Below are 18,058 nucleotides of genomic sequence, written 5' to 3'. Positions count from 1 at the left end.
GCGCGGCGAAGCGAGGCTAAACTAGCGCCTTCGACCGCCACAAAAGACGAAGTGTAGCGCCCTGCCTGATGGCCACTCAACAAAACTGCGCCCTGCCGTCCGGATTCCAGCTCGATCACTACCGGGTCGAGCGACAGCTGTCCCTGGGCGGCTTCTCCATCGTGTACCTGGCCTACGACCAGGACGGGACGCCGGTCGCCATCAAGGAATACCTGCCCAACTCCCTCGCGTTGCGGGCCGAGGGTGAAGTCACGCCGCACGTCACCGAGGCCTACCAGGGCGCCTTCCGCTACGGCATGAAGTGTTTCTTCGAGGAAGGCCGGGCGCTGGCCAAGCTGGTGCACCCCAACGTGGTGCGGGTGCTCAACTTCTTCCGCGCCAATGGCACCGTCTACATGGTGATGCAGTTCGAGCGCGGGCGGACCCTCCACGACTACGTGCAAAAGAACAAGGGCAACGTCCGCGAGCGCTTCATCCGCGGCGTGTTCACACGCATGCTCAATGGCCTGCGCGAGGTGCACGCACACAAGCTGCTGCACCTGGACATCAAGCCGTCCAACATCTACCTGCGCGCCGACGGCACGCCCGTGCTGCTCGACTTCGGCGCGGCGCGCCAGACTCTGATGTCCGACACGCCGATCCTCAAGCCGATGTACACACCCGGTTTCGCATCGCCGGAGCAATTCACCAACCGGGACGCCCTCGGCCCGTGGAGCGACATCTACAGCGTGGGCGCCAGCATGTATGCCTGCCTGGCCGGCATCTCGCCGCAGCGCTCCGACGAGCGCCTCAAGCACGACACCGTGGTGCCCGCCACCAAGGCCTGGGCCGGACAATACTCGCCGCATTTCCTGGCCACCATCGACTGGTGCCTGCAGCTCGACCCGCTGAAACGGCCGCAGAGCTGTTTCGCGCTGCAGAAGGTGCTCGCCCAGCGCCATCGGGAAGCCCCCCCGCAACAGAAGTCCTGGCTCGAAGGGCTGGGAACAAGACTAAGAACAATGATAGGCCGCTCATGAGATTCACGATTTTCCAGGAGAGCCGGGTCGGCAAGCGCCGCACCAACCAGGACCGCGTCGCCTACTCCTACACGCGGGATGCGCTGCTGATGCTGCTCGCCGACGGCATGGGCGGGCATCTCTACGGCGAGCTGGCGGCACAGATCTCCGTCCAGTTCATCGCCCAGTCCTTCCAGCAGGAGGCCAAGCCCAAGGTCACCGACCCGGTGCTGTTCCTGTCGCGGGTGCTCAGCAACGCCCACCACGCGATCCTCGACTACGCCTTCGACAAGCACCTGTCGGACATCCCGCGCACGACCATCGTGGCCTGCCTGATCCAGGACGGCATCGCCCACTGGGCTCACGCCGGCGACTCCCGCCTGTACCTGATCCGCAAGGGCCGCCTGATCGCCCAGACCCGCGACCACTCCCGCGTCCAGCTGATGCTCGACCAGGGCCTGCTGGATGCCGAAAGCGCCGCCGTGCATCCGGGCCGCAACCGCATCTTCTCCTGCCTGGGCGGCAGCCATCCGCCGCAGATCGAGTTCTCCCGCGGCGCGCCCCTCGGCAACGGCGACGTGATCGCCATGTGCTCCGACGGTGTGTGGGGCCCCCTCGACACCGACACCCTGGTGAAGGGCCTCACCGACGGCAAGGTCATGGAAAGCGTGCCGCGCATCATGAACAATGCCGAGGAGCTCGGCGGCGCCCAGTGCGACAACATGTCCCTGATCGCCATGGCCTGGCACGACGACAACCCGGGCGACATCCCCGACACGGTGTCCACCCGCACCATGCCCTTCGACGCCGTCACCACGCAGATGGAGGGCTTCGGGCGCGGCAAGCGCGACCAGGAAGACCTCAGCGAAGACGAAATCGAACGCGCCATCCGCGAAATCAACGCAGCCATCCACAAATTCAAATGACCACCGCCTCCGATACCTTCGCCCGCCCCAGCGGCCGTGCTCCCGCCGACCTTCGTCCGATCCGCATCACCCGCGGCTTCACGCGCCACGCCGAAGGCTCGGTGCTGATCGAATTCGGCGACACCCGCGTGCTGTGCACGGCCAGCGTCGAAGAGAGCGTGCCGCCCTTCCTGCGCGGCAAGGGCCAGGGCTGGCTGACCGCCGAGTACGGCATGCTGCCCCGCTCCACCCACACCCGCAGCCCGCGGGAAGCCGCCAAGGGCAAGCAGAGCGGCCGCACCCAGGAGATCCAGCGCCTGATCGGCCGCAGCCTGCGCGCCGTGGTGGACATGGAAGCCCTCGGCGAGCGCCAGATCACCATCGACTGCGACGTGCTGCAGGCCGACGGCGGCACCCGCACCGCGTCCATCACCGGCGCCTGCATCGCCGTCCATGACGCCCTCGAAGGCCTGGTCAAGGCCGGCAAGCTGCCTGCCAATCCGATGCGCGATTTCGTCGCCGCCATTTCCGTCGGCATCTACAAGGGTGTGCCGGTGCTCGACCTCGATTACCCGGAAGACTCCGGCTGCGACACCGACATGAACGTGGTGATGACCGGTCGCGGCGGTTTCGTCGAAGTGCAGGGCACGGCCGAAGGCACGCCCTTCTCCCGTGCCGAACTCGACAGCCTGCTGGAACTCGCCGCCGCCGGCGTGGCCCAACTGGTCGTCGAACAGAAGAAGGCGCTCGGCATTGGCGCCTGAAGCCCACGGAGGATCTGGCGCCATGAAACAGCTCGTCCTGGCCAGCGGCAACGCCGGCAAACTCAAGGAACTCTCCGCCCTGCTCGCCCCGCTCGGCATTGAAGTGCTGCCCCAGTCGGCCTTCAACGTCAGCGAGGCCGAGGAGCCGCATCCAAGCTTCGTCGAAAACGCCCTCGCCAAGGCCCGCCACGCGTCCCGCGCCACCGGTCTGCCGGCCCTCGCCGACGACTCGGGCCTGTGCGTGGACGCGCTGGGCGGCGCGCCGGGCGTGCTGTCGGCGCGCTTTGCCGGCGAGCCCAAGTCCGACGAGCGCAACAACGCGCTGCTGCTCGAACGCCTGGCCGGCCAGGCCGACCGCCGCGCCCGTTTCTACTGCGCGCTGGCCCTCGTCCGCCACGCCGACGACCCGCAGCCGCTGATCGCCTGCGGCGAATGGCACGGCGAGATCCTGCCCGCGCCGCGCGGCAAAGGTGGCTTCGGCTACGACCCGCTGTTCCTCGTCACCGACCTGGAGCAGACCGCCGCCGAGATCCCGCACGAACTCAAGAACGTCCTGTCCCACCGGGGCTCCGCCTTCCGCCAGTTGCTCGACAAGCTGCGCGCCGAACAGAGCTGAGCCCCCGCTTCACGCATCACGCTCCATGCCCGAAAACCGGATCATCCCGATCACACCCAGGGCCGCCGCGCCGAAATTCGCCGACGGCCGCTGGGAATCCCGCCTCATCGCCTCGCCGCCCCTGTCCCTGTACGTGCATTTCCCGTGGTGCGTGCGCAAGTGCCCGTACTGCGACTTCAATTCCCACGCGGTGAAGGACGAGGGCATCCCCGAACAGGCCTACATCGCGGCCCTGGTGGCCGACCTGGAAAGCGCGCTGCCGCAGATCTGGGGCCGCCGCGTTCACACCATTTTCATCGGTGGCGGCACACCCAGCCTGATCACCCCCGACGGCCTCGACGAACTGCTCACCGCGATCCGCATGCGCGTGCAGCTCGACCCACAGGCCGAGATCACGCTGGAAGCCAACCCGGGCACCGTCGATTCCGGCCGTTTCCGGGCCTTCCGCCAGGCTGGCGTCAATCGCCTGTCGGTCGGCATCCAGAGCTTCGACGAACGACACCTGCAGGCCCTCGGGCGCATCCACGGCCGTGCCGACGCCATCGCGGCGGCCGAAGCGGCACTGACCCACTTCGAGGCGGTCAACCTCGACCTGATGTACGCGCTGCCCGGCCAGACCCTCGCCGAAGCCGGGGCCGACCTCGCCACCGCGCTGGCCCTCGGCCCCCAGCACCTGTCCTGCTACCACCTGACGCTGGAACCCAACACCGCCTTCGCCGCCAATCCGCCGGAAGTGCCCGACCCCGACCAGTCCGCCGACATGCAGGACCTCGTCGAAGCGCGCCTGGCCGAAGCCGGCTACGGCCACTACGAGACCTCGGCCTTCGCCAAGCCCCACCGGGAGTGCCGCCACAACCTCAACTACTGGACCTTCGGCGACTACCTGGGCATAGGTGCCGGCGCCCACGGCAAGCTGTCGTCCCATGAAGGCATCGTGCGCGAAACCCGCCCCAAGCATCCGGCGGCCTACCTGGCGGCCCGCGACAGCGACGCTTTCGTGCAGGAACGCCGCAATATCGGTACCGACGAGCTGCCCTTCGAGTTCATGATGAACGCGCTGCGTCTCAACAAGGGCGTGCCGCTGCGGCTGTTCTCCGAGCGCACCGGCCTGCCCTTCGAGGCCGCCGAAGAAGGCCTGCTGAAGGCCCGCCAGCAGGGGCTGATCGAGATCGACGACGAGACCCTGCGCCCATCCGCCAAGGGCCGCCACTTCCTCAACGAACTGCTGATGCTGTTCCTCGCCGCCTGAACCGCCTGTGCCTGCCAAGCCCGGCCCCAAGCCCCTGACTCCGACCGCCGCCGACCTGCCGACTCCCGAGGCCCTCGGCCAGGTATTCACGCCCGACAAGGTCGTGCGCGCCATGCTGCGCCTGCGCCAGAACGCCGGCCGCGTGCTCGAGCCCTCCTGTGGCGACGGCGCCTTCCTGCGCCACCTGCACAACGCGGTCGGTATCGAGTTCGACCCCCGCCAGTGCCCGCCGGGCGCAAGCAACATGGACTTTTTCGCCTATCCGGAGAGCGAGAAGTTCGACACCGTCATCGGCAACCCGCCCTATGTACGCTACCAGGACATCGGTCGGGGCACGCGGGCGCTGCTGCGCCAGGACGGCCTCGACGGACGCAGCAACCTCTACCTGTTCTTCATCGAGAAGTGCCTGCACCACCTGCAGCCGGGCGGCGAGCTGATCTTCATCACGCCGCGCGATTTCCTCAAGGCCACCAGCGCCCGCCCGCTCAACCGCTGGCTGTTCGAGCACGGCACCATCACCCACGCCATCGACCTGGGCGACGCCCGCGTGTTTTCCGGCGCCGTACCCAACTGCCTGATCTGGCGCTACGAGCTCGGCAACCTGTCGCGCCGCACCGCCTGGGCGCAGATCGGCCAGGGCGACGACCTCGCCCGCAGCCTCGAACAGCCGCCCTGGCAGGCCCGCCACTTCTTCGAATGCGCCGGCCACCTGCTGTTCTCCCGCGGCGAATACCCCCTCAGCCTGGCCGACGTGGCCAGCGTGAAGGTCGGCGCAGTCTCCGGGGCCGACGACATCTACGTCAGCGACACGGCCGGCACGCGGGACTTCGTCAATTCCCGCACCGCCCGCAGCGGCGAGACCCGCCGCATGATCTGGTGCGAACCCGGCGCCGGCGCACCCGGCGTGCTGCTGCCGCACCGGGAGCGCTTGCTCGCCCGGCGCATCCGCCCCTTCGACGAGAACAACTGGTGGCAGTGGGGGCGCGGCTACCCGCAGACCGACGCACCGCGGGTCTACGTGAACACCAAGACGCGCCAGCTGAACCCGTTCTTCCTGCACGCTTGCAACAACTTCGACGGGGCGATCCTCGGCATTTTCCCGCTGTGCCGCGATGCTGATCTAGCCGCCTTCCGCGACGCCCTCAACGGCGTGGACTGGGCCGACCTGGGCTTCGTCTGCGACGGGCGCTACCTGTTCTCCCAGCGCAGCCTGGAAAACGCACCGCTACCCGACAGCTTCCGGGCCTTCCTGCCGCCCGCGGCTGGCGCCCCACCGTCGGGGCCGCCGGAGTCGATGGTGTAACATCGATCGAACAAATACGGGCCACGCAGGTCGACGACGCACGCGCATTCGTCGGACACCCGACGCATCGCCCCCTGAGAACAGTCCGCGAGGCCCCATGGTTCCCCATCTCACCACCGCCCTCACCGGCCCGCTGCTGGAGCTGGAACGCCACTTCCTCGACAACGCCTGCGCCATCGAGCGCTGGATGCGCACCCGCTGGCAGGAACACCTGCCCCCCTTCTACGCCTCGACGGACCTGCGCAACGCCGGCTTCAAGCTGGCGCCGGTGGACCTCAACCTGTTTCCCGGCGGCTTCAACAACCTCCACGACGCCTTCCTGCCGCTGTGCGTGCAGGCCGCCCAGGCCGCCATCGAGCGCATCTGTGTCGACGCCCGGTCGATCCTGCTGATCCCGGAAAACCACACCCGCAACCAGTTCTACCTGCAGAACGTCGCCAAGCTGGTGTCCATCCTGCGCCTCACCGGCCTGGAAGTGCGCCTCGGCAGCCTGCTGCCGGAGATCACCGAGCCGACTGCGGTCGAGCTGCCCAATGGCACCAGCCTCACGCTGGAACCGCTGGAGCGCCACGGCCGTCGCCTCGGCCTGAAGGACTTCGACCCCTGCGCGGTGCTGCTCAACAACGACCTGTCCGCCGGCGTTCCCGCCCAGCTCGAAAACCTCCACGACCAGTGGGTGATCCCGCCGCTGCATGCCGGCTGGCACACCCGCCGCAAATCCAGGCACGCCGCCGCCTACGACCGCGTGACGCAGGAGTTCGGCGCCGCCATCGGCATCGACCCGTGGCGCATCAACCCGGCCTGGGACAGCTGCAGCGGGCTGGACTTCCAAACCCGCAGCGGCGAGCAGGAACTTGCCGACAAGGTCGCCACGATGCTCCACGGCATCCGCGCCAGGTACAAGGAATACGAAATCGGCGACGAGCCCTTCGTGATCGTCAAGGCCGACGCCGGCACCTACGGCATGGGCGTCATGACGGTCAGGGACGCCGCCGAGCTGATCGGCCTCAACCGCAAGCAGCGCAACAAGATGAGCGTCGTCAAAGAGGGCCTGGCGGTCCACGACGTGATCATCCAGGAGGGCGTTCCGACCCTCGAAACCGTCCATGACGCCACCGCCGAGCCGGTGGTCTACATGATGGACCACTACGTGGTGGGCGGCTTTTACCGGGTGCATGGCCAGCGCGGCCGCGACGAGAACCTCAACGCCCCTGGCATGCAGTTCGAACACCTCGCCTTCGAGGCCCCCTGCAGCCTGCCCGACTGTAGCCTGGGGCCGGATGCCCCGCCGAACCGCTTCTACGCGTACGGCGTGGTGGCCCGGCTCGCCCTGCTCGCCGCCGCCCTCGAAATCGAAGCCACCGAACCCGCTGTTCTGGCCGCAGAAGCGGCCTGAGCCTCCCGACAAGAACACATCGCCAACACCGACACGACCATGAAATTCGCCTTCATCCTCGACCCCCTCGACAAGCTCAAGGCCTACAAGGACTCCAGCATCGCCATGATGCGCGCCGCCGCCCGCCGCGGCCACCAGGTCTACGCCATCCAGCGCGAACACCTGGTGTGGGAAGCCGGCACCGTCAGCGCCCGCGCACTGGCCCTGACGCTCACCGACGACGACGAAGCCTGGTATGTAGCGGACGCCGAGGAAAGCCTGCCCCTCACCGCCTACGACGCGGTGCTGATGCGCCAGGACCCGCCCTTCGACTTCGAGTACGTCACCGCCACCTGGCTGCTGGAAAGCGCCGCCAAGGCCGGCGCGCGGATCTTCAACAGCCCGGAGTCGATCCGCGACCACTCCGAGAAGCTGGCGATCCTCGAATTCCCCCAGTTCATCCCGCCGACCCGCGTGGCCCGCGCCGCCGCCGACGTCAATGCCTTCATTGACGCCCATGGCGATACCATCCTCAAGCCCCTCGACGGCATGGGCGGCAGCCAGATTTTCCGCGTACGCGCCGACGACCCCAACCGCAACGTGATCATCGAGACGCTCACGCAGGAAGAGCGCCGCACGATCATGGCCCAGGCCTATCTGCCGGCCATCTCCGGCGGCGACAAACGGGTGTTGATCATCGGCGGCAAGGTCATCCCCTACTCCCTCGCCCGCATCCCCAAGGCCGGCGAGACCCGCGGCAACCTGGCCGCCGGCGGGCGTGGCGTGGCCATGCCGCTGACCGACGGCGAGCGCGCCATCGCCGAATACCTGGCGCCCATCCTGTGGGCGCGCGGGCTGCTCATCGTCGGCCTCGACGTGATCGGCGACCGCCTCACCGAGATCAACGTCACCAGCCCCACCTGCATGGTCGAGATCAGCGCCCAGATGGGCTTCGACGTGCCCGGCGCGGTCATCGACGCCCTGGAGGCCGCATGCGCCTGAAACGGCACCTCGCCGGCTGGCTGGCCGCAGTTGCCTGCGCCACCGGCCTCCTGGCCGGCTGCAGCCGGGAGCGCATCCACCAGCAGGAGTCCTACGTCTTCGGCACCCGTGTCGAGGTCCTGACCTGGGATGCGTCCGAAGAACATTCCCGCGCCGCGGTGAGCGAGGTATTACGCGAGTTCGACCGCCTGCACCGGGCCTACCACGCGTGGGAGCCGTCCGAACTCACCGCCCTCAACAGCGCCATCGCCGCCGGCCAGCAGGACATCCCGGTGTCGCCCGAGCTGGCCGCTATGCTCAGCGACGCCAAAGCCATCGCCGCCAAGGGCGACGAACTGTTCGACCCGGCCCTCGGCGAGCTGATCGCCCTGTGGGGCTTCCACACCGACACCTTCGTGCCGACCCACCCCGATCCGGCCAAGCTGGCGGCGATCACCAAAGCCCATCCGCAGATGGCCGACCTGACCATCGTGGACAACAAGGTCAGCAGCCGCAACCGGGCCGTCCAGCTCGACCTGGGTGGCTACGGCAAGGGCTACGCGCTCGACCGGGCGGCGGCGATCCTGCGCGCCCACGGCGTCAACAACGCCCTCATCAACATCGGCGGCAACGTGCTGGCCCTCGGCAGCAAGGGCGACCAGCCCTGGCGGGTCGGCATCCAGCACCCCCGCGAACCGCGGCCGCTGGCGTCCCTGCCGCTGCGCGACGGCGAGGCGATCGGTACCTCCGGCGACTACCAACGCTTCTTCGAACTGGACGGCGTGCGTTACTGCCACCTGCTCGATCCGCGTACCGGCATGCCGGCCCGCGGCACCCAGGCGGTCACAGTCCTGATCACCCCGCGCCCCGACGCCGGCACGCTGTCCGACGCGGCCAGCAAACCGGTCTACCTGGGTGGAGATCGCTGGCGCGAATACGCCAAGCGCTTCGGCATCGACCACGCGCTGCGGGTGGACGCCGACGGCAAGGTGGAAGTCACCCGCGCCCTCAACGATCGTCTCCAGTACGGCGACAAGATCAAACCGGCCCGCATCGTCGACTGAGCCCCGCTTGTTTGATCTGACGCATCCTTTCACGGATTGTTACTTGCCAGCAGTCTCCATCTGACGCAGCCTTCAAGGATTCCGTCTTGCCCGACGGAACCCATCGGATAGAATGGCCTGAATGATCGGAATCCTCATCATTACCCACGGCAGCCTGGGTGAAGCGCTCATCCAGTGCGTATGCCACGTCATGAACCGCCGGCCGCCACAACTGCTGCAACTCGGCGTATCCGGTCAGGACGATCCGCTCGACGTCCTGCCGCTGGCCCGACGCCTGCTGAACATGGTCGATAGCGGAGACGGGGTATTGATCCTGACCGACATTCTCGGCGCCACCCCCGCCAACACCGCGGCCAAGCTCCTGGAGCCGGGCCGCATCGAAGGGGTGGCAGGCGTAAACCTGCCCATGTTGCTGCGGACCATCACCTACCGGGAACGCAATATGGAAGTACTGGTCAAGAAAGCCGTGGCCGGCGCCTGCGAAGGCGTCGTGCATATGAAATAAAGATAGAAATCGAAGGCCCCGACACAAGAGCCCAAAACCACATCGAGGAAGAAGAAAGAGATGCCACGTCAGGACGCCGAAATCATCAACAAGCTGGGCCTCCACGCCCGCGCCTCCGCCAAACTGACCCAGACCGCCAGCGCCTATGAAAGCGACGTCTGGCTCGAACGCAACGGCAAGCGCGTCAACGCCAAGAGCATCATGGGGGTGATGATGCTGGCCGCCGCCAAGGGCAGCACGATCACCATCGACATCGACGGCCGCGACGCCGACCAGGCCATGTCCGCCCTCGTCGGCCTCATCGCCGACAAGTTCGGGGAAGGCGAATGACACGCCGCCCCGCGCCCTTCAGCACCCGTCCGGCCAGCCTTCCGTCTGCCGCCCGGGTGCGGCGATGAGCTTCACCGTCCACGGACTCGCCGTCTCCCAGGGCATCGCCATCGGCCATGCCCACCTGGTTTCCCATGCGCTGCTGGAAGTCGCCCATTTCACGATTTCCCCCAAGCACGTGGAGTCCGAGGTCGCGCGCCTGCTCGCTGCGGTCGCCACGGTCAAGACCGAACTAGCCAGCCTGAAGGCGTCTGCCAGCGCCGGTGCGGCACCTTCCGAGGTGGACGCCTTCATCGGCATGCACATCATGATCCTGCAGGATCCGATGCTCGTCGATGCAGCCTCCAACCTGATCCGCACCCGCCGCTCCAACGCCGAATGGGCGATGGTCCAGCAGATGGAACAGCTGGTCGAACAGTTCGAAGCCATCGAGGACGCCTACCTGCGCGAGCGCAAGGCCGACGTGGTGCAGGTGGTGGAGCGGGTCGTCAAGGTCCTGCTCGGCCATCCGGGCCACCTGCCGCCCAAGCGCAAGGACGGCCTGGGCACCATCGTCGTCGCCCACGACCTGTCACCCACCGACACCATCGGCTTCAAGGACCACGCCGTCGCCGGCTTCATCACCGACGCGGGCGGCCCCACCGGCCACACCGCCATCGTCGCCCGCAGCCTGTCGATCCCGGCGGTGGTGGCGCTGCGCCACATCCGCCACGTGGTCAAGGACGATGAGCTGATCATCATCGACGGCACCCGCGGCGTGGTCATCGTCGATCCGGACGAACGGGTCCTCGAGGAATACCGCCTGCGCAAGGCCGAGGTGGAGCTCGAACGCTCCAAGCTCAAGCGCCTCAAGTCGATGCGCGCGGCCACCCTCGACGGTGAGGAAGTGCAGATCCTCGCCAACATCGAGCTGCCGCCCGATGCAACCCAGGCCAAAAACGTCGAGGCCGACGGCGTCGGCCTGTTCCGCACCGAGTTCCTGTTCATGAGCCGCGACACCTGGCCGGACGAGGACGAGCAGTTCGAAGCCTACAAGACGGTGGTCAAGACGATGGCCGGCAAGCAGGTCACCGTGCGCACCCTCGACGTCGGCGCCGACAAGGAACTCGAAGGCGCCACCCGGCCGGAGGACAACCCGGCCCTCGGCCTGCGGGCGATCCGCTACTGCCTGGCCGAACCGAAGATGTTCCTCACCCAGCTGCGCGCGCTGCTGCGGGCCAGCCACTTCGGCAAGCTGAAGATCCTGATCCCGATGCTGGCCAGCAGCAACGAGATCGACCAGACCCTGATCCTGCTCGAAAAGGCCAAGACCCAGCTGCGCGAACGCAAGATCAAGTTCGACGAGGCCGTGCCGGTGGGCGGCATGATCGAGGTGCCCGCCGCGGCGCTGTGCCTGGGCGCCTTCACCAAGCGCCTGCAGTTCCTGTCCATCGGCACCAACGACCTGATCCAGTACACGCTGGCCATCGACCGTGGCAACGAGGCGGTCGCCCACCTCTACAACCCGCTGCACCCGGCCGTGCTGCGCCTGATCCACCAGACCATCCAGGCCGGTGTTAAAGCCGGCATCCCGGTGTCGGTGTGCGGCGAAATGGCCGGCGACCCGGACTGCGCCCGCCTCCTGATCGGCATGGGCCTGCGCCAGTTCTCCATGCATCCGGCGCAGATCCTCGAAGTCAAGCAGGCCATCCTGCGCGCCGACGCCGCCGACCTGACGGTCAAGGTGCAGCGCCTGCTCAAGCTGGACGATCCTGACCGGGTCCGCGAGGCAGTCGAGAAACTCTGACATGCTGGCGACCGGCGGCGGGTTTGACTTGCCGCCGGCCATCGCGCTACTCTGTACCCCACAGCGCCGATTTGAGTCCTTCAGCTTGCGGGCGCTTTACAAGTACGGCTAAAGCGACGGCAGCCCAGTCCGCGACCGTTCGCCGGCTGGGTTTTTCGTTTCCGGAACGAAACTGAGATGACACAAGAACAATCCATCGGAATCGTGGTGCCACAGACGGCCCACTTCAGCACGCCCCTGCCCCTCAAGAGCGGCGGCACCCTCACCGAGTACGACCTGGTCTACGAGACCTACGGCACCCTCAACGCCGCACGCAGCAACGCGGTGCTGGTCTGCCATGCGCTGTCCGGCTCCCACCACGTGGCCGGCATCGACGCCGACAGCGGCGCCGTCGGCTGGTGGGACAACCTGGTCGGCCCCGGCAAGCCCCTCGATACCGGGCGCTTCTTCGTGATCGGGGTGAACAACCTCGGTGGCTGTTACGGCAGCTCCGGCCCCAACTCGATCAACCCGGCCACTGGCAAGCCCTGGGGCGCCGACTTCCCCTTCGTCACCGTCGAAGACTGGGTCGATGCTCAGGCGCGGCTGGCCGACCAGCTCGGCATCGAGCGCTTCGCCGCGGTGGTCGGCGGCAGCCTCGGCGGCATGCAGGCCCTGTCATGGACGCTGCAGTACCCCGAGCGCGTCGCCCACGCACTGGTGATCGCCTCCGCACCCAAGCTCACCGCCCAGAACATCGCCTTCAACGAAGTGGCTCGCCAGGCCATCCTGAAGGACCCGGAATTCCACGGCGGCCATTACTACGAGCACGGCGTGGTACCAGCCCGCGGCCTGGCGCTGGCGCGCATGATCGGCCACATCACCTACCTGTCGGACGACGCGATGGGCCAGAAATTCGGCCGCACGCTGCGCCACGACAAGCCGGTGTTCAGCTACGACGTGGAATTCGAGATCGAGTCCTACCTGCGCTACCAGGGCGACAAGTTCGCCGGCTTCTTCGACGCCAACACCTACCTGCTGACCACCAAGGCCCTCGACTACTACGACCCGGCCTTCGACTACGACGGCGACCTGGTGGCCGCCCTCGGCCGCGCCAAGGCCGACTACTTGGTGGTGTCCTTCAGCACCGACTGGCGCTTCGCCCCGTCGCGCAGCCGGGAGATCGTCTACGCGCTGATGCACAGCGACCGGCGGGTCAGCTACGCCGAGATCGACTGTCCGGCCGGGCACGACTCCTTCCTCCTCGACGACGCCCAGTACCACTCCGTGCTGCGTGCCTACATCGACAACATCAAGCTGTGAGGACTGGAAAAAAATGAGCTTCCAGCGCTATGACTACGATGTGATCTCCAACTGGATCGAGCCCGGCGAACGAATCCTCGACCTGGGCTGCGGCGACGGCAGCCTGCTGCGCTACCTGAAGGAGCGCCGCCAGGTCCGCGGCTACGGCGTCGAGAACGACCCCGAGCGGGTCCTCGCCTGCGCACGCAATGGCATCAACGTGATCCAGATCGACTTGGAACAAGGCCTCGCCGGCTTCGACGACGGCTTCTTCGACCACGTCATCATGAGCCTGTCCCTGCAGGCCATGCGCAACACCCAGGGTATCCTCAAGGAGATGCTGCGGGTCGGCCACGAGGCAGTGGTGAGCTTCCCCAACTTCGCCTACTGGCGTCATCGCCAGGCCATCCTCAACGGCCACATGCCGGTTTCCAAGAACCTGCCCTACCAGTGGTACGACACGCCCAACGTGCGCTTCTTCACCATTGCCGACTTCGAGACCCTGTGCGAACAGGAAGGCATCGCGATCCACGAGCGGCTGGCTTTCGACGAGGACAAGGTGATCGTCGAGGAGCCCAACTTCCTGGCCAGCGTGGCCCTCTACCGCCTCGGCCGCAACGGCTCGACGGGCGGCTGACGGCCCGGCGGGGATTGCTCTATCATCGCCGGCGAAGCGAACAATACCCGGAGAGAATCATGAGCACCCCGCAAGCCGGCATCCTGCAGCCGCTGCCGCCCCTCGCCCGCTACCTGTCCTTTTCCCTCACGCCCGACAGCGACGTGTCCGCCGGCCTCGCCGCCCTGCAGAGCGTCGTGGACGGCGAGCGCACCGTAGCCGGCATCGGCCTGGCGCCGGTCAGCGCCCTCGGCCGGAAAGTCGTCGGCCTCAAGCCCTTCCCGCCTCTCAACGGCCCCGGCGTGGAACTGCCCTCGACGCCCTTCGCGCTGTGGCTGTGGCTGCGCGGCGAGGACCGCGGTGAACTGCTGCACCGGGCCCGCCACCTCGAGGAGGCCCTGGCCCCGGTGTTCCAGCTGGAAGAATCCTGGGACGCCTTCAAGCACGACGGCGGCCGCGATCTCAGCGGCTACGAGGACGGCACCGAGAACCCCACCGACGAAGGCGCGGTCGAAGTCGCCATCGCCGCCGACGGCTCCAGCTTCGTTGCCGTACAGCGCTGGATCCACGACTTCCGCCGCCTCGAAGCGATGGCGCCGGAGGAGCGCGACGACTGCATCGGCCGCCGCCGTTCCGACAACGAGGAGCTCGACGACGCCCCCGCATCGGCCCACGTGAAGCGCACCGCCCAGGAGAGCTTCAGCCCGGAGGCCTTCGTGCTGCGCCGCTCGCTGCCGTGGGCGGAAGGCCGCGACGCCGGCCTGATGTTCGTTGCCTTCAGCCACACGCTGGACGCCTTCCAGGCCCAGATGCGCCGCATGGTCGGCCTGGAGGACGGCATCGTGGACGCGCTGTTCCGCTTCACGCGGCCGCTGTCCGGCAGCTACTTCTGGTGCCCGCCGATGACGGACAGCAAGCTGGACCTGTCCCGCCTGCGGGCCTGAAAACGACCGAACGGCCCCGCCTGCTCAGTCCCCGCCCAACGCCTCGAGCCGGGCTGCCTCCAGGCGGGCCCGCCGTTCAGCATCTTCATCCTTGGCTGCGTCGATGACCTGCATGACCTCATCCAGGTCCACGTCTCCTGCCGCCTCCTCGAAACGGCCCGTCAGAGGGCTTTCCGGATGGAGCGCCCCAGTCTCGTAAAGAGACCAGATTTCAGGGCCGTAGCGGGTATCCAGCAACACCGGTGCAAACTGGCCGAAGTAGCTGGCCAGGTTATCCACGTCCCGCTCCAGCATCCGCTTGGCGTTGTTGTTGGCCGCGGCATCCACCGCCTGGGGCAGGTCGATGATGACCGGGCCGTTCGCATCCACCAGCACGTTGTACTCGGAGAGATCGCCGTGCACGATGCCGGCGCACAGCATGCGCACCACCTCGCGGATCAGGGCCGCGTGGTAGGCAAGCGCCTCCTCCTCGCTCAACGCCAGATCATTGAGGCGCGGTGCCGGCTCGCCATCCTCGTCGGCCACCAACTCCATCAGCAGCACGCCCTCATGGAACTGGTAGGGCTCGGGCACCCGCACGCCCGCCGCGGCGAGGCGGCGCAGGGCATCCACCTCGGCGTGCTGCCAGGCGGCCTCCTGCTCCTCGCGGCCGTAGCGGGAGCGCTTGGCCATCGCTCGGGCCTGGCGGCTGTTCTTCACCTTGCGGCCCTCGGTGTAATCCACCGCGGTGTGGAAGCCACGCTTGTTGGCCTCCTTGTACACCTTGGCGCAGCGGATCTCGTCACCGCACTGGACAACGTAGACCATGGCCTCCTTGCCACTCATCAACTGACGCAGCACGCCATCCACCAGACCATCGGCGACCAGCGGTTCGATTCGGCTCGGTGTCTTCATGTGCGGGCCACCGGGTTCAGCCTGGCATGGGCCGCCAGCAAGGGGATGGCGATGGAGGATTCGAAAGCGGCATCCTTGCCGAAGATGAAACAGTGGGATTGCATGGGGAGTCCTGCGGGATGCTGCGTAAAAAGGCCGGTGACAGTGCCGCCGGATGAACGACCGGCACATGCGGGAAGAAACAGGGAAGAAATTGCGGGGCGCGGTAAAGGCGTGAAGCGCCCGGATAAAGAGTGACGCGGCAATTATCTCGCATCCAGCCCTATTCGACACGCCCCCGGCCGGCCTTGACGGCACTACGACGCGCCTTGCCCTCCAGCCGGCGAGTCACCGAACCCCGGGTCGGCCTGGTCGCCCGCCGCGCCTTCGGCACCACCGCGACACTATCGATCAGCGCCTGCAGGCGGCCCAAGGCCTCGGCGCGGTTCTTGTCGAGGCTGCGGTACTCCTGGGCCTTGATGATGATCACCCCGCTCTTGCTGATACGCTGGTCACCCAACTGGAGCAGACGCGCCTTGATGGCGTCGGGGAGCGACGACGCAACAATGTCGAAACGCAGATGCACCGCCGTCGACACCTTGTTGACGTTCTGCCCACCAGCCCCCTGGGCACGGATGGCGGTGAATTCGACCTCGTCGTCGGACACGCGGAAAGAGGGGCACATCGCCGGCACTTTACCCGATACGCGGCCCCCGGCACCCCGTCACGGCGCCACATTGAGCATCCACAGCACGCCGAAGCGGTCCGTCACCATGCCGAAACAGGGCGACCAGAAGGTCTTGCCGAGCGGCATCTGCACCTGCCCGCCATCCGCCAGTGCGGTGAAGACTCCCTCGGCCGCAACCGGATCGGCCGGCGCGACGGACAAGGCGAAGCCCTGGAACGGCGTGCCACCCTGGCAGCGACCGTCGGAGGCCATCAGCAGCGTGTCCCCGATGCGGAAACTACAGTGCAGGACCTTGTCTTCCGAACCGGGCGGCAACATGCCCGGCGGCGGCGGTTCGGGGTTGTCCCGGTTACGCATCAACATGTCCACCTGGGCACCGAAGATGTGCTGGTAGAACTGGACGGCCTCTTCGCAGCGGCCATCGAAAAACAGGTACGCGTTTACTTGCATGGCAGGTCTCCTTCCGGGGTTGGACACGATGCGGGCACACCGCCCGATGCTGGAGGTTTAGGCGACAGTGCGGCCGGCGTCCACCGGGGTTTTCATCGCGGACAACGCGGATACCGCCCCCCGGCCCCAATTGCTATCATTCGCCCCCTCATGCGCATCGAACACCTCCGCCAACGCCTCGCCGACCTGGGCGCCAAACCCGTGCACATCCAGCGCGTGCTGCGCGCGTGGACTCACGCCCTGCCCCTCGACGCCGGGCCCACGCGGCGCGGGCCGATGCTGCCGCAGGCCATCGTGGACGCCCTGCCGGCCCTCGCCGAAGAACTTGCCGGACTGGCCCAGGTGCGTTCGGAACACCCGGCCGACGACGGCTCGGCACGCCTGCTGGTGCAACTCGCCGACAAGCAGACGGTGGAGAGCGTGCTGCTGCCGCGGGACGGCCTGTGCGTGTCCAGCCAGGTGGGTTGCGCGGTGGGCTGCCGCTTCTGCATGACCGGCCGCGACGGCCTGCTGCGCCAGGTGGGCAGCGCCGAGATCGTCGCACAGGTGGTGCTGGCCCGCGCCCGCCGCCACGTGAAGAAAGTGGTCTTTATGGGCATGGGCGAACCGGCCCACAACCTGGACAACGTGCTGGAAGCGATCCAGCTCCTCGGCACCGAGGGCGGCATCGGCCACAAGAACCTGGTGTTCTCGACGGTCGGCGATCCGCGGGTCTTCGAACGCCTGCCGGAAGGCCCGGTGAAGCCTGCACTGGCCCTGTCGCTGCACACCACGCGCGCCGACCTGCGCGCCGACTTGCTGCCCAAGGCACCACCGCTGACGCCGGACGAGATCGTCGAACTCGGCGAAGCCTACGCCCGCACCACCGGCTACCCGATCCAGTACCAATGGACGCTGATCGACGGGCTCAACGACACGCCGGAAGAACTCGACGGCATCGTGCGCCTGCTGGCCGGCAAGTACGCGATCATGAACATGATCCCCTACAACGCGGTGCCCGACCTGCCCTACCGCCGGCCGGACTGGGACAAGGCTGCCGATATCGCGCGCCAGCTCCACCGCCGCGGCATCCTCACCAAGCTGCGCAACTCCGCCGGCCAGGACGTGGACGGCGGCTGCGGACAGCTGCGCGCCCGCCTCATCGCCGGTGAAACGCCGGTACGCATGGTCCGCAAACCGGCGGCCTGATACCGCCTCCGCAACACCTTTCCCCCCCTGCCCCAAGCACCGTCTCCCGCGCCCCCACGCGGAAAACGGCGGCATCCTTGCGCCCTCTCCCCAGGCCGGCGCGCGCCCTGCGCTGCACCAATCGGATTCATCGGACTTGCAG

19 protein-coding genes are annotated in these 18,058 nt (G+C 67.4%); 16 read left to right on the top strand and 3 right to left on the bottom strand.

Going from position 1 to position 18,058, the window contains the following annotated elements; translation table 11 throughout:
* Positions 1-68 precede the first annotated feature (68 nt).
* The 15 genes from AC3QL2_RS13750 to AC3QL2_RS13680 all read left to right on the top strand — a co-directional run bounded on the left by AC3QL2_RS13750 (position 69) and on the right by AC3QL2_RS13680 (position 14,717).
* Positions 69-1,019, top strand: coding sequence for a serine/threonine protein kinase (locus tag AC3QL2_RS13750; protein WP_493230956.1), 951 nt, complete (start codon positions 69-71; stop codon positions 1,017-1,019).
* Positions 1,016-1,924 (top strand): PP2C family protein-serine/threonine phosphatase, encoded by a 909-nt coding sequence (locus tag AC3QL2_RS13745; RefSeq protein WP_493230955.1) that lies wholly within the window; start codon positions 1,016-1,018, stop codon positions 1,922-1,924. Before AC3QL2_RS13750 ends, AC3QL2_RS13745 begins: the two co-directional genes overlap by 4 nt.
* Positions 1,921-2,667: a ribonuclease PH gene (gene rph, locus AC3QL2_RS13740; protein WP_493230954.1), complete on the top strand. Its 747-nt coding sequence runs from the start codon at positions 1,921-1,923 to the stop codon at positions 2,665-2,667. The genes AC3QL2_RS13745 and rph overlap by 4 nt, the downstream gene beginning before the upstream one ends.
* Before the next feature lie 22 nt (positions 2,668-2,689).
* Positions 2,690-3,283, top strand: a complete 594-nt coding sequence (gene rdgB / locus AC3QL2_RS13735; RefSeq protein WP_493230953.1) for an RdgB/HAM1 family non-canonical purine NTP pyrophosphatase — start codon at positions 2,690-2,692, stop codon at positions 3,281-3,283.
* Positions 3,284-3,308: 25 nt separating this feature from the next.
* Complete coding sequence (gene hemW / locus AC3QL2_RS13730) at positions 3,309-4,532, top strand: radical SAM family heme chaperone HemW (RefSeq protein WP_493230952.1); 1,224 nt, start codon at positions 3,309-3,311, stop codon at positions 4,530-4,532.
* A gap of 34 nt (positions 4,533-4,566) precedes the next feature.
* Positions 4,567-5,835 (top strand): HsdM family class I SAM-dependent methyltransferase, encoded by a 1,269-nt coding sequence (locus AC3QL2_RS13725; protein WP_493231607.1) that lies wholly within the window; start codon positions 4,567-4,569, stop codon positions 5,833-5,835.
* Between the two features lie 97 nt (positions 5,836-5,932).
* Positions 5,933-7,231: a glutamate--cysteine ligase gene (gshA, locus tag AC3QL2_RS13720; RefSeq protein ID WP_493230951.1), complete on the top strand. Its 1,299-nt coding sequence runs from the start codon at positions 5,933-5,935 to the stop codon at positions 7,229-7,231.
* Positions 7,232-7,270: 39 nt separating this feature from the next.
* On the top strand, positions 7,271-8,212 hold the full coding sequence (gene gshB / locus AC3QL2_RS13715; protein WP_493230950.1) for a glutathione synthase: 942 nt from the start codon (positions 7,271-7,273) through the stop codon (positions 8,210-8,212).
* Positions 8,203-9,255: an FAD:protein FMN transferase gene (locus AC3QL2_RS13710; protein WP_493230949.1), complete on the top strand. Its 1,053-nt coding sequence runs from the start codon at positions 8,203-8,205 to the stop codon at positions 9,253-9,255. The genes gshB and AC3QL2_RS13710 overlap by 10 nt, the downstream gene beginning before the upstream one ends.
* A 121-nt stretch (positions 9,256-9,376) precedes the next feature.
* Complete coding sequence (locus AC3QL2_RS13705; RefSeq protein WP_493230948.1) at positions 9,377-9,760, top strand: PTS sugar transporter subunit IIA; 384 nt, start codon at positions 9,377-9,379, stop codon at positions 9,758-9,760.
* A 60-nt stretch (positions 9,761-9,820) separates the two neighbouring features.
* The gene (locus tag AC3QL2_RS13700; protein ID WP_493230947.1) at positions 9,821-10,090 is read left to right on the top strand and encodes an HPr family phosphocarrier protein; all 270 of its coding nucleotides are present in this window, start codon (positions 9,821-9,823) and stop codon (positions 10,088-10,090) included.
* 64 nt (positions 10,091-10,154) lie between these two features.
* Entirely contained in the window at positions 10,155-11,876 is a 1,722-nt protein-coding gene (ptsP, locus tag AC3QL2_RS13695) for a phosphoenolpyruvate--protein phosphotransferase (RefSeq protein WP_493230946.1), read from the top strand.
* 177 nt (positions 11,877-12,053) lie between these two features.
* A complete protein-coding gene (gene metX / locus AC3QL2_RS13690; protein ID WP_493230945.1) occupies positions 12,054-13,178 on the top strand; it encodes a homoserine O-succinyltransferase MetX in 1,125 nt (374 codons plus the stop codon).
* Between the two features lie 13 nt (positions 13,179-13,191).
* Positions 13,192-13,794, top strand: a complete 603-nt coding sequence (gene metW, locus AC3QL2_RS13685) for a methionine biosynthesis protein MetW (RefSeq protein WP_493230944.1) — start codon at positions 13,192-13,194, stop codon at positions 13,792-13,794.
* Positions 13,795-13,853: 59 nt separating this feature from the next.
* Complete coding sequence (locus tag AC3QL2_RS13680) at positions 13,854-14,717, top strand: Dyp-type peroxidase (protein WP_493230943.1); 864 nt, start codon at positions 13,854-13,856, stop codon at positions 14,715-14,717.
* A gap of 24 nt (positions 14,718-14,741) precedes the next feature.
* Here AC3QL2_RS13680 and AC3QL2_RS13675 read toward each other — a convergent pair whose 3' ends face one another.
* The 3 genes from AC3QL2_RS13675 to AC3QL2_RS13665 all read right to left on the bottom strand — a co-directional run bounded on the left by AC3QL2_RS13675 (position 14,742) and on the right by AC3QL2_RS13665 (position 16,728).
* Positions 14,742-15,611: a PA4780 family RIO1-like protein kinase gene (locus tag AC3QL2_RS13675; protein ID WP_493230942.1), complete on the bottom strand. Its 870-nt coding sequence runs from the start codon at positions 15,609-15,611 to the stop codon at positions 14,742-14,744.
* Positions 15,612-15,873: 262 nt separating this feature from the next.
* Positions 15,874-16,275: an alternative ribosome rescue aminoacyl-tRNA hydrolase ArfB gene (gene arfB / locus AC3QL2_RS13670; RefSeq protein WP_493230941.1), complete on the bottom strand. Its 402-nt coding sequence runs from the start codon at positions 16,273-16,275 to the stop codon at positions 15,874-15,876.
* A gap of 39 nt (positions 16,276-16,314) precedes the next feature.
* The gene (locus AC3QL2_RS13665) at positions 16,315-16,728 is read right to left on the bottom strand and encodes a VOC family protein (RefSeq protein ID WP_493230940.1); all 414 of its coding nucleotides are present in this window, start codon (positions 16,726-16,728) and stop codon (positions 16,315-16,317) included.
* A 150-nt stretch (positions 16,729-16,878) separates the two neighbouring features.
* Between AC3QL2_RS13665 and AC3QL2_RS13660 the strand changes: the two genes are divergently transcribed.
* Positions 16,879-17,916 carry an RNA methyltransferase gene (locus AC3QL2_RS13660; protein WP_493230939.1) on the top strand — a complete coding sequence of 346 codons (1,038 nt, stop codon included), beginning with the start codon at positions 16,879-16,881 and terminating at the stop codon, positions 17,914-17,916.
* Positions 17,917-18,058 lie beyond the last annotated feature (142 nt).

The sequence above is a fragment of the Zoogloea sp. GW822-FHT05C07 genome, from assembly GCF_058800215.1.
This window is presented reverse-complemented; position numbering and strand designations above follow the sequence as displayed.

Excerpts from the sequence above, each read along its gene's own strand:
- AC3QL2_RS13710 (WP_493230949.1), top strand. The coding sequence starts at position 8,203 with ATGCGCCTGAAACGGCACCTCGCCGGCTGGCTGGCCGCAGTTGCCTGC.
- metX (WP_493230945.1), top strand. The coding sequence starts at position 12,054 with ATGACACAAGAACAATCCATCGGAATCGTGGTGCCACAGACGGCCCAC.
- rph (WP_493230954.1), top strand. The coding sequence starts at position 1,921 with ATGACCACCGCCTCCGATACCTTCGCCCGCCCCAGCGGCCGTGCTCCC.
- AC3QL2_RS13675 (WP_493230942.1), bottom strand. The coding sequence starts at position 15,611 with ATGAAGACACCGAGCCGAATCGAACCGCTGGTCGCCGATGGTCTGGTG.
- gshA (WP_493230951.1), top strand. The coding sequence starts at position 5,933 with ATGGTTCCCCATCTCACCACCGCCCTCACCGGCCCGCTGCTGGAGCTG.
- arfB (WP_493230941.1), bottom strand. The coding sequence starts at position 16,275 with ATGTGCCCCTCTTTCCGCGTGTCCGACGACGAGGTCGAATTCACCGCC.
- hemW (WP_493230952.1), top strand. The coding sequence starts at position 3,309 with ATGCCCGAAAACCGGATCATCCCGATCACACCCAGGGCCGCCGCGCCG.
- AC3QL2_RS13745 (WP_493230955.1), top strand. The coding sequence starts at position 1,016 with ATGAGATTCACGATTTTCCAGGAGAGCCGGGTCGGCAAGCGCCGCACC.
- ptsP (WP_493230946.1), top strand. The coding sequence starts at position 10,155 with ATGAGCTTCACCGTCCACGGACTCGCCGTCTCCCAGGGCATCGCCATC.
- AC3QL2_RS13665 (WP_493230940.1), bottom strand. The coding sequence starts at position 16,728 with ATGCAAGTAAACGCGTACCTGTTTTTCGATGGCCGCTGCGAAGAGGCC.
- AC3QL2_RS13750 (WP_493230956.1), top strand. The coding sequence starts at position 69 with ATGGCCACTCAACAAAACTGCGCCCTGCCGTCCGGATTCCAGCTCGAT.
- AC3QL2_RS13660 (WP_493230939.1), top strand. The coding sequence starts at position 16,879 with ATGCGCATCGAACACCTCCGCCAACGCCTCGCCGACCTGGGCGCCAAA.
- AC3QL2_RS13705 (WP_493230948.1), top strand. The coding sequence starts at position 9,377 with ATGATCGGAATCCTCATCATTACCCACGGCAGCCTGGGTGAAGCGCTC.
- metW (WP_493230944.1), top strand. The coding sequence starts at position 13,192 with ATGAGCTTCCAGCGCTATGACTACGATGTGATCTCCAACTGGATCGAG.
- gshB (WP_493230950.1), top strand. The coding sequence starts at position 7,271 with ATGAAATTCGCCTTCATCCTCGACCCCCTCGACAAGCTCAAGGCCTAC.
- AC3QL2_RS13680 (WP_493230943.1), top strand. The coding sequence starts at position 13,854 with ATGAGCACCCCGCAAGCCGGCATCCTGCAGCCGCTGCCGCCCCTCGCC.
- AC3QL2_RS13700 (WP_493230947.1), top strand. The coding sequence starts at position 9,821 with ATGCCACGTCAGGACGCCGAAATCATCAACAAGCTGGGCCTCCACGCC.
- rdgB (WP_493230953.1), top strand. The coding sequence starts at position 2,690 with ATGAAACAGCTCGTCCTGGCCAGCGGCAACGCCGGCAAACTCAAGGAA.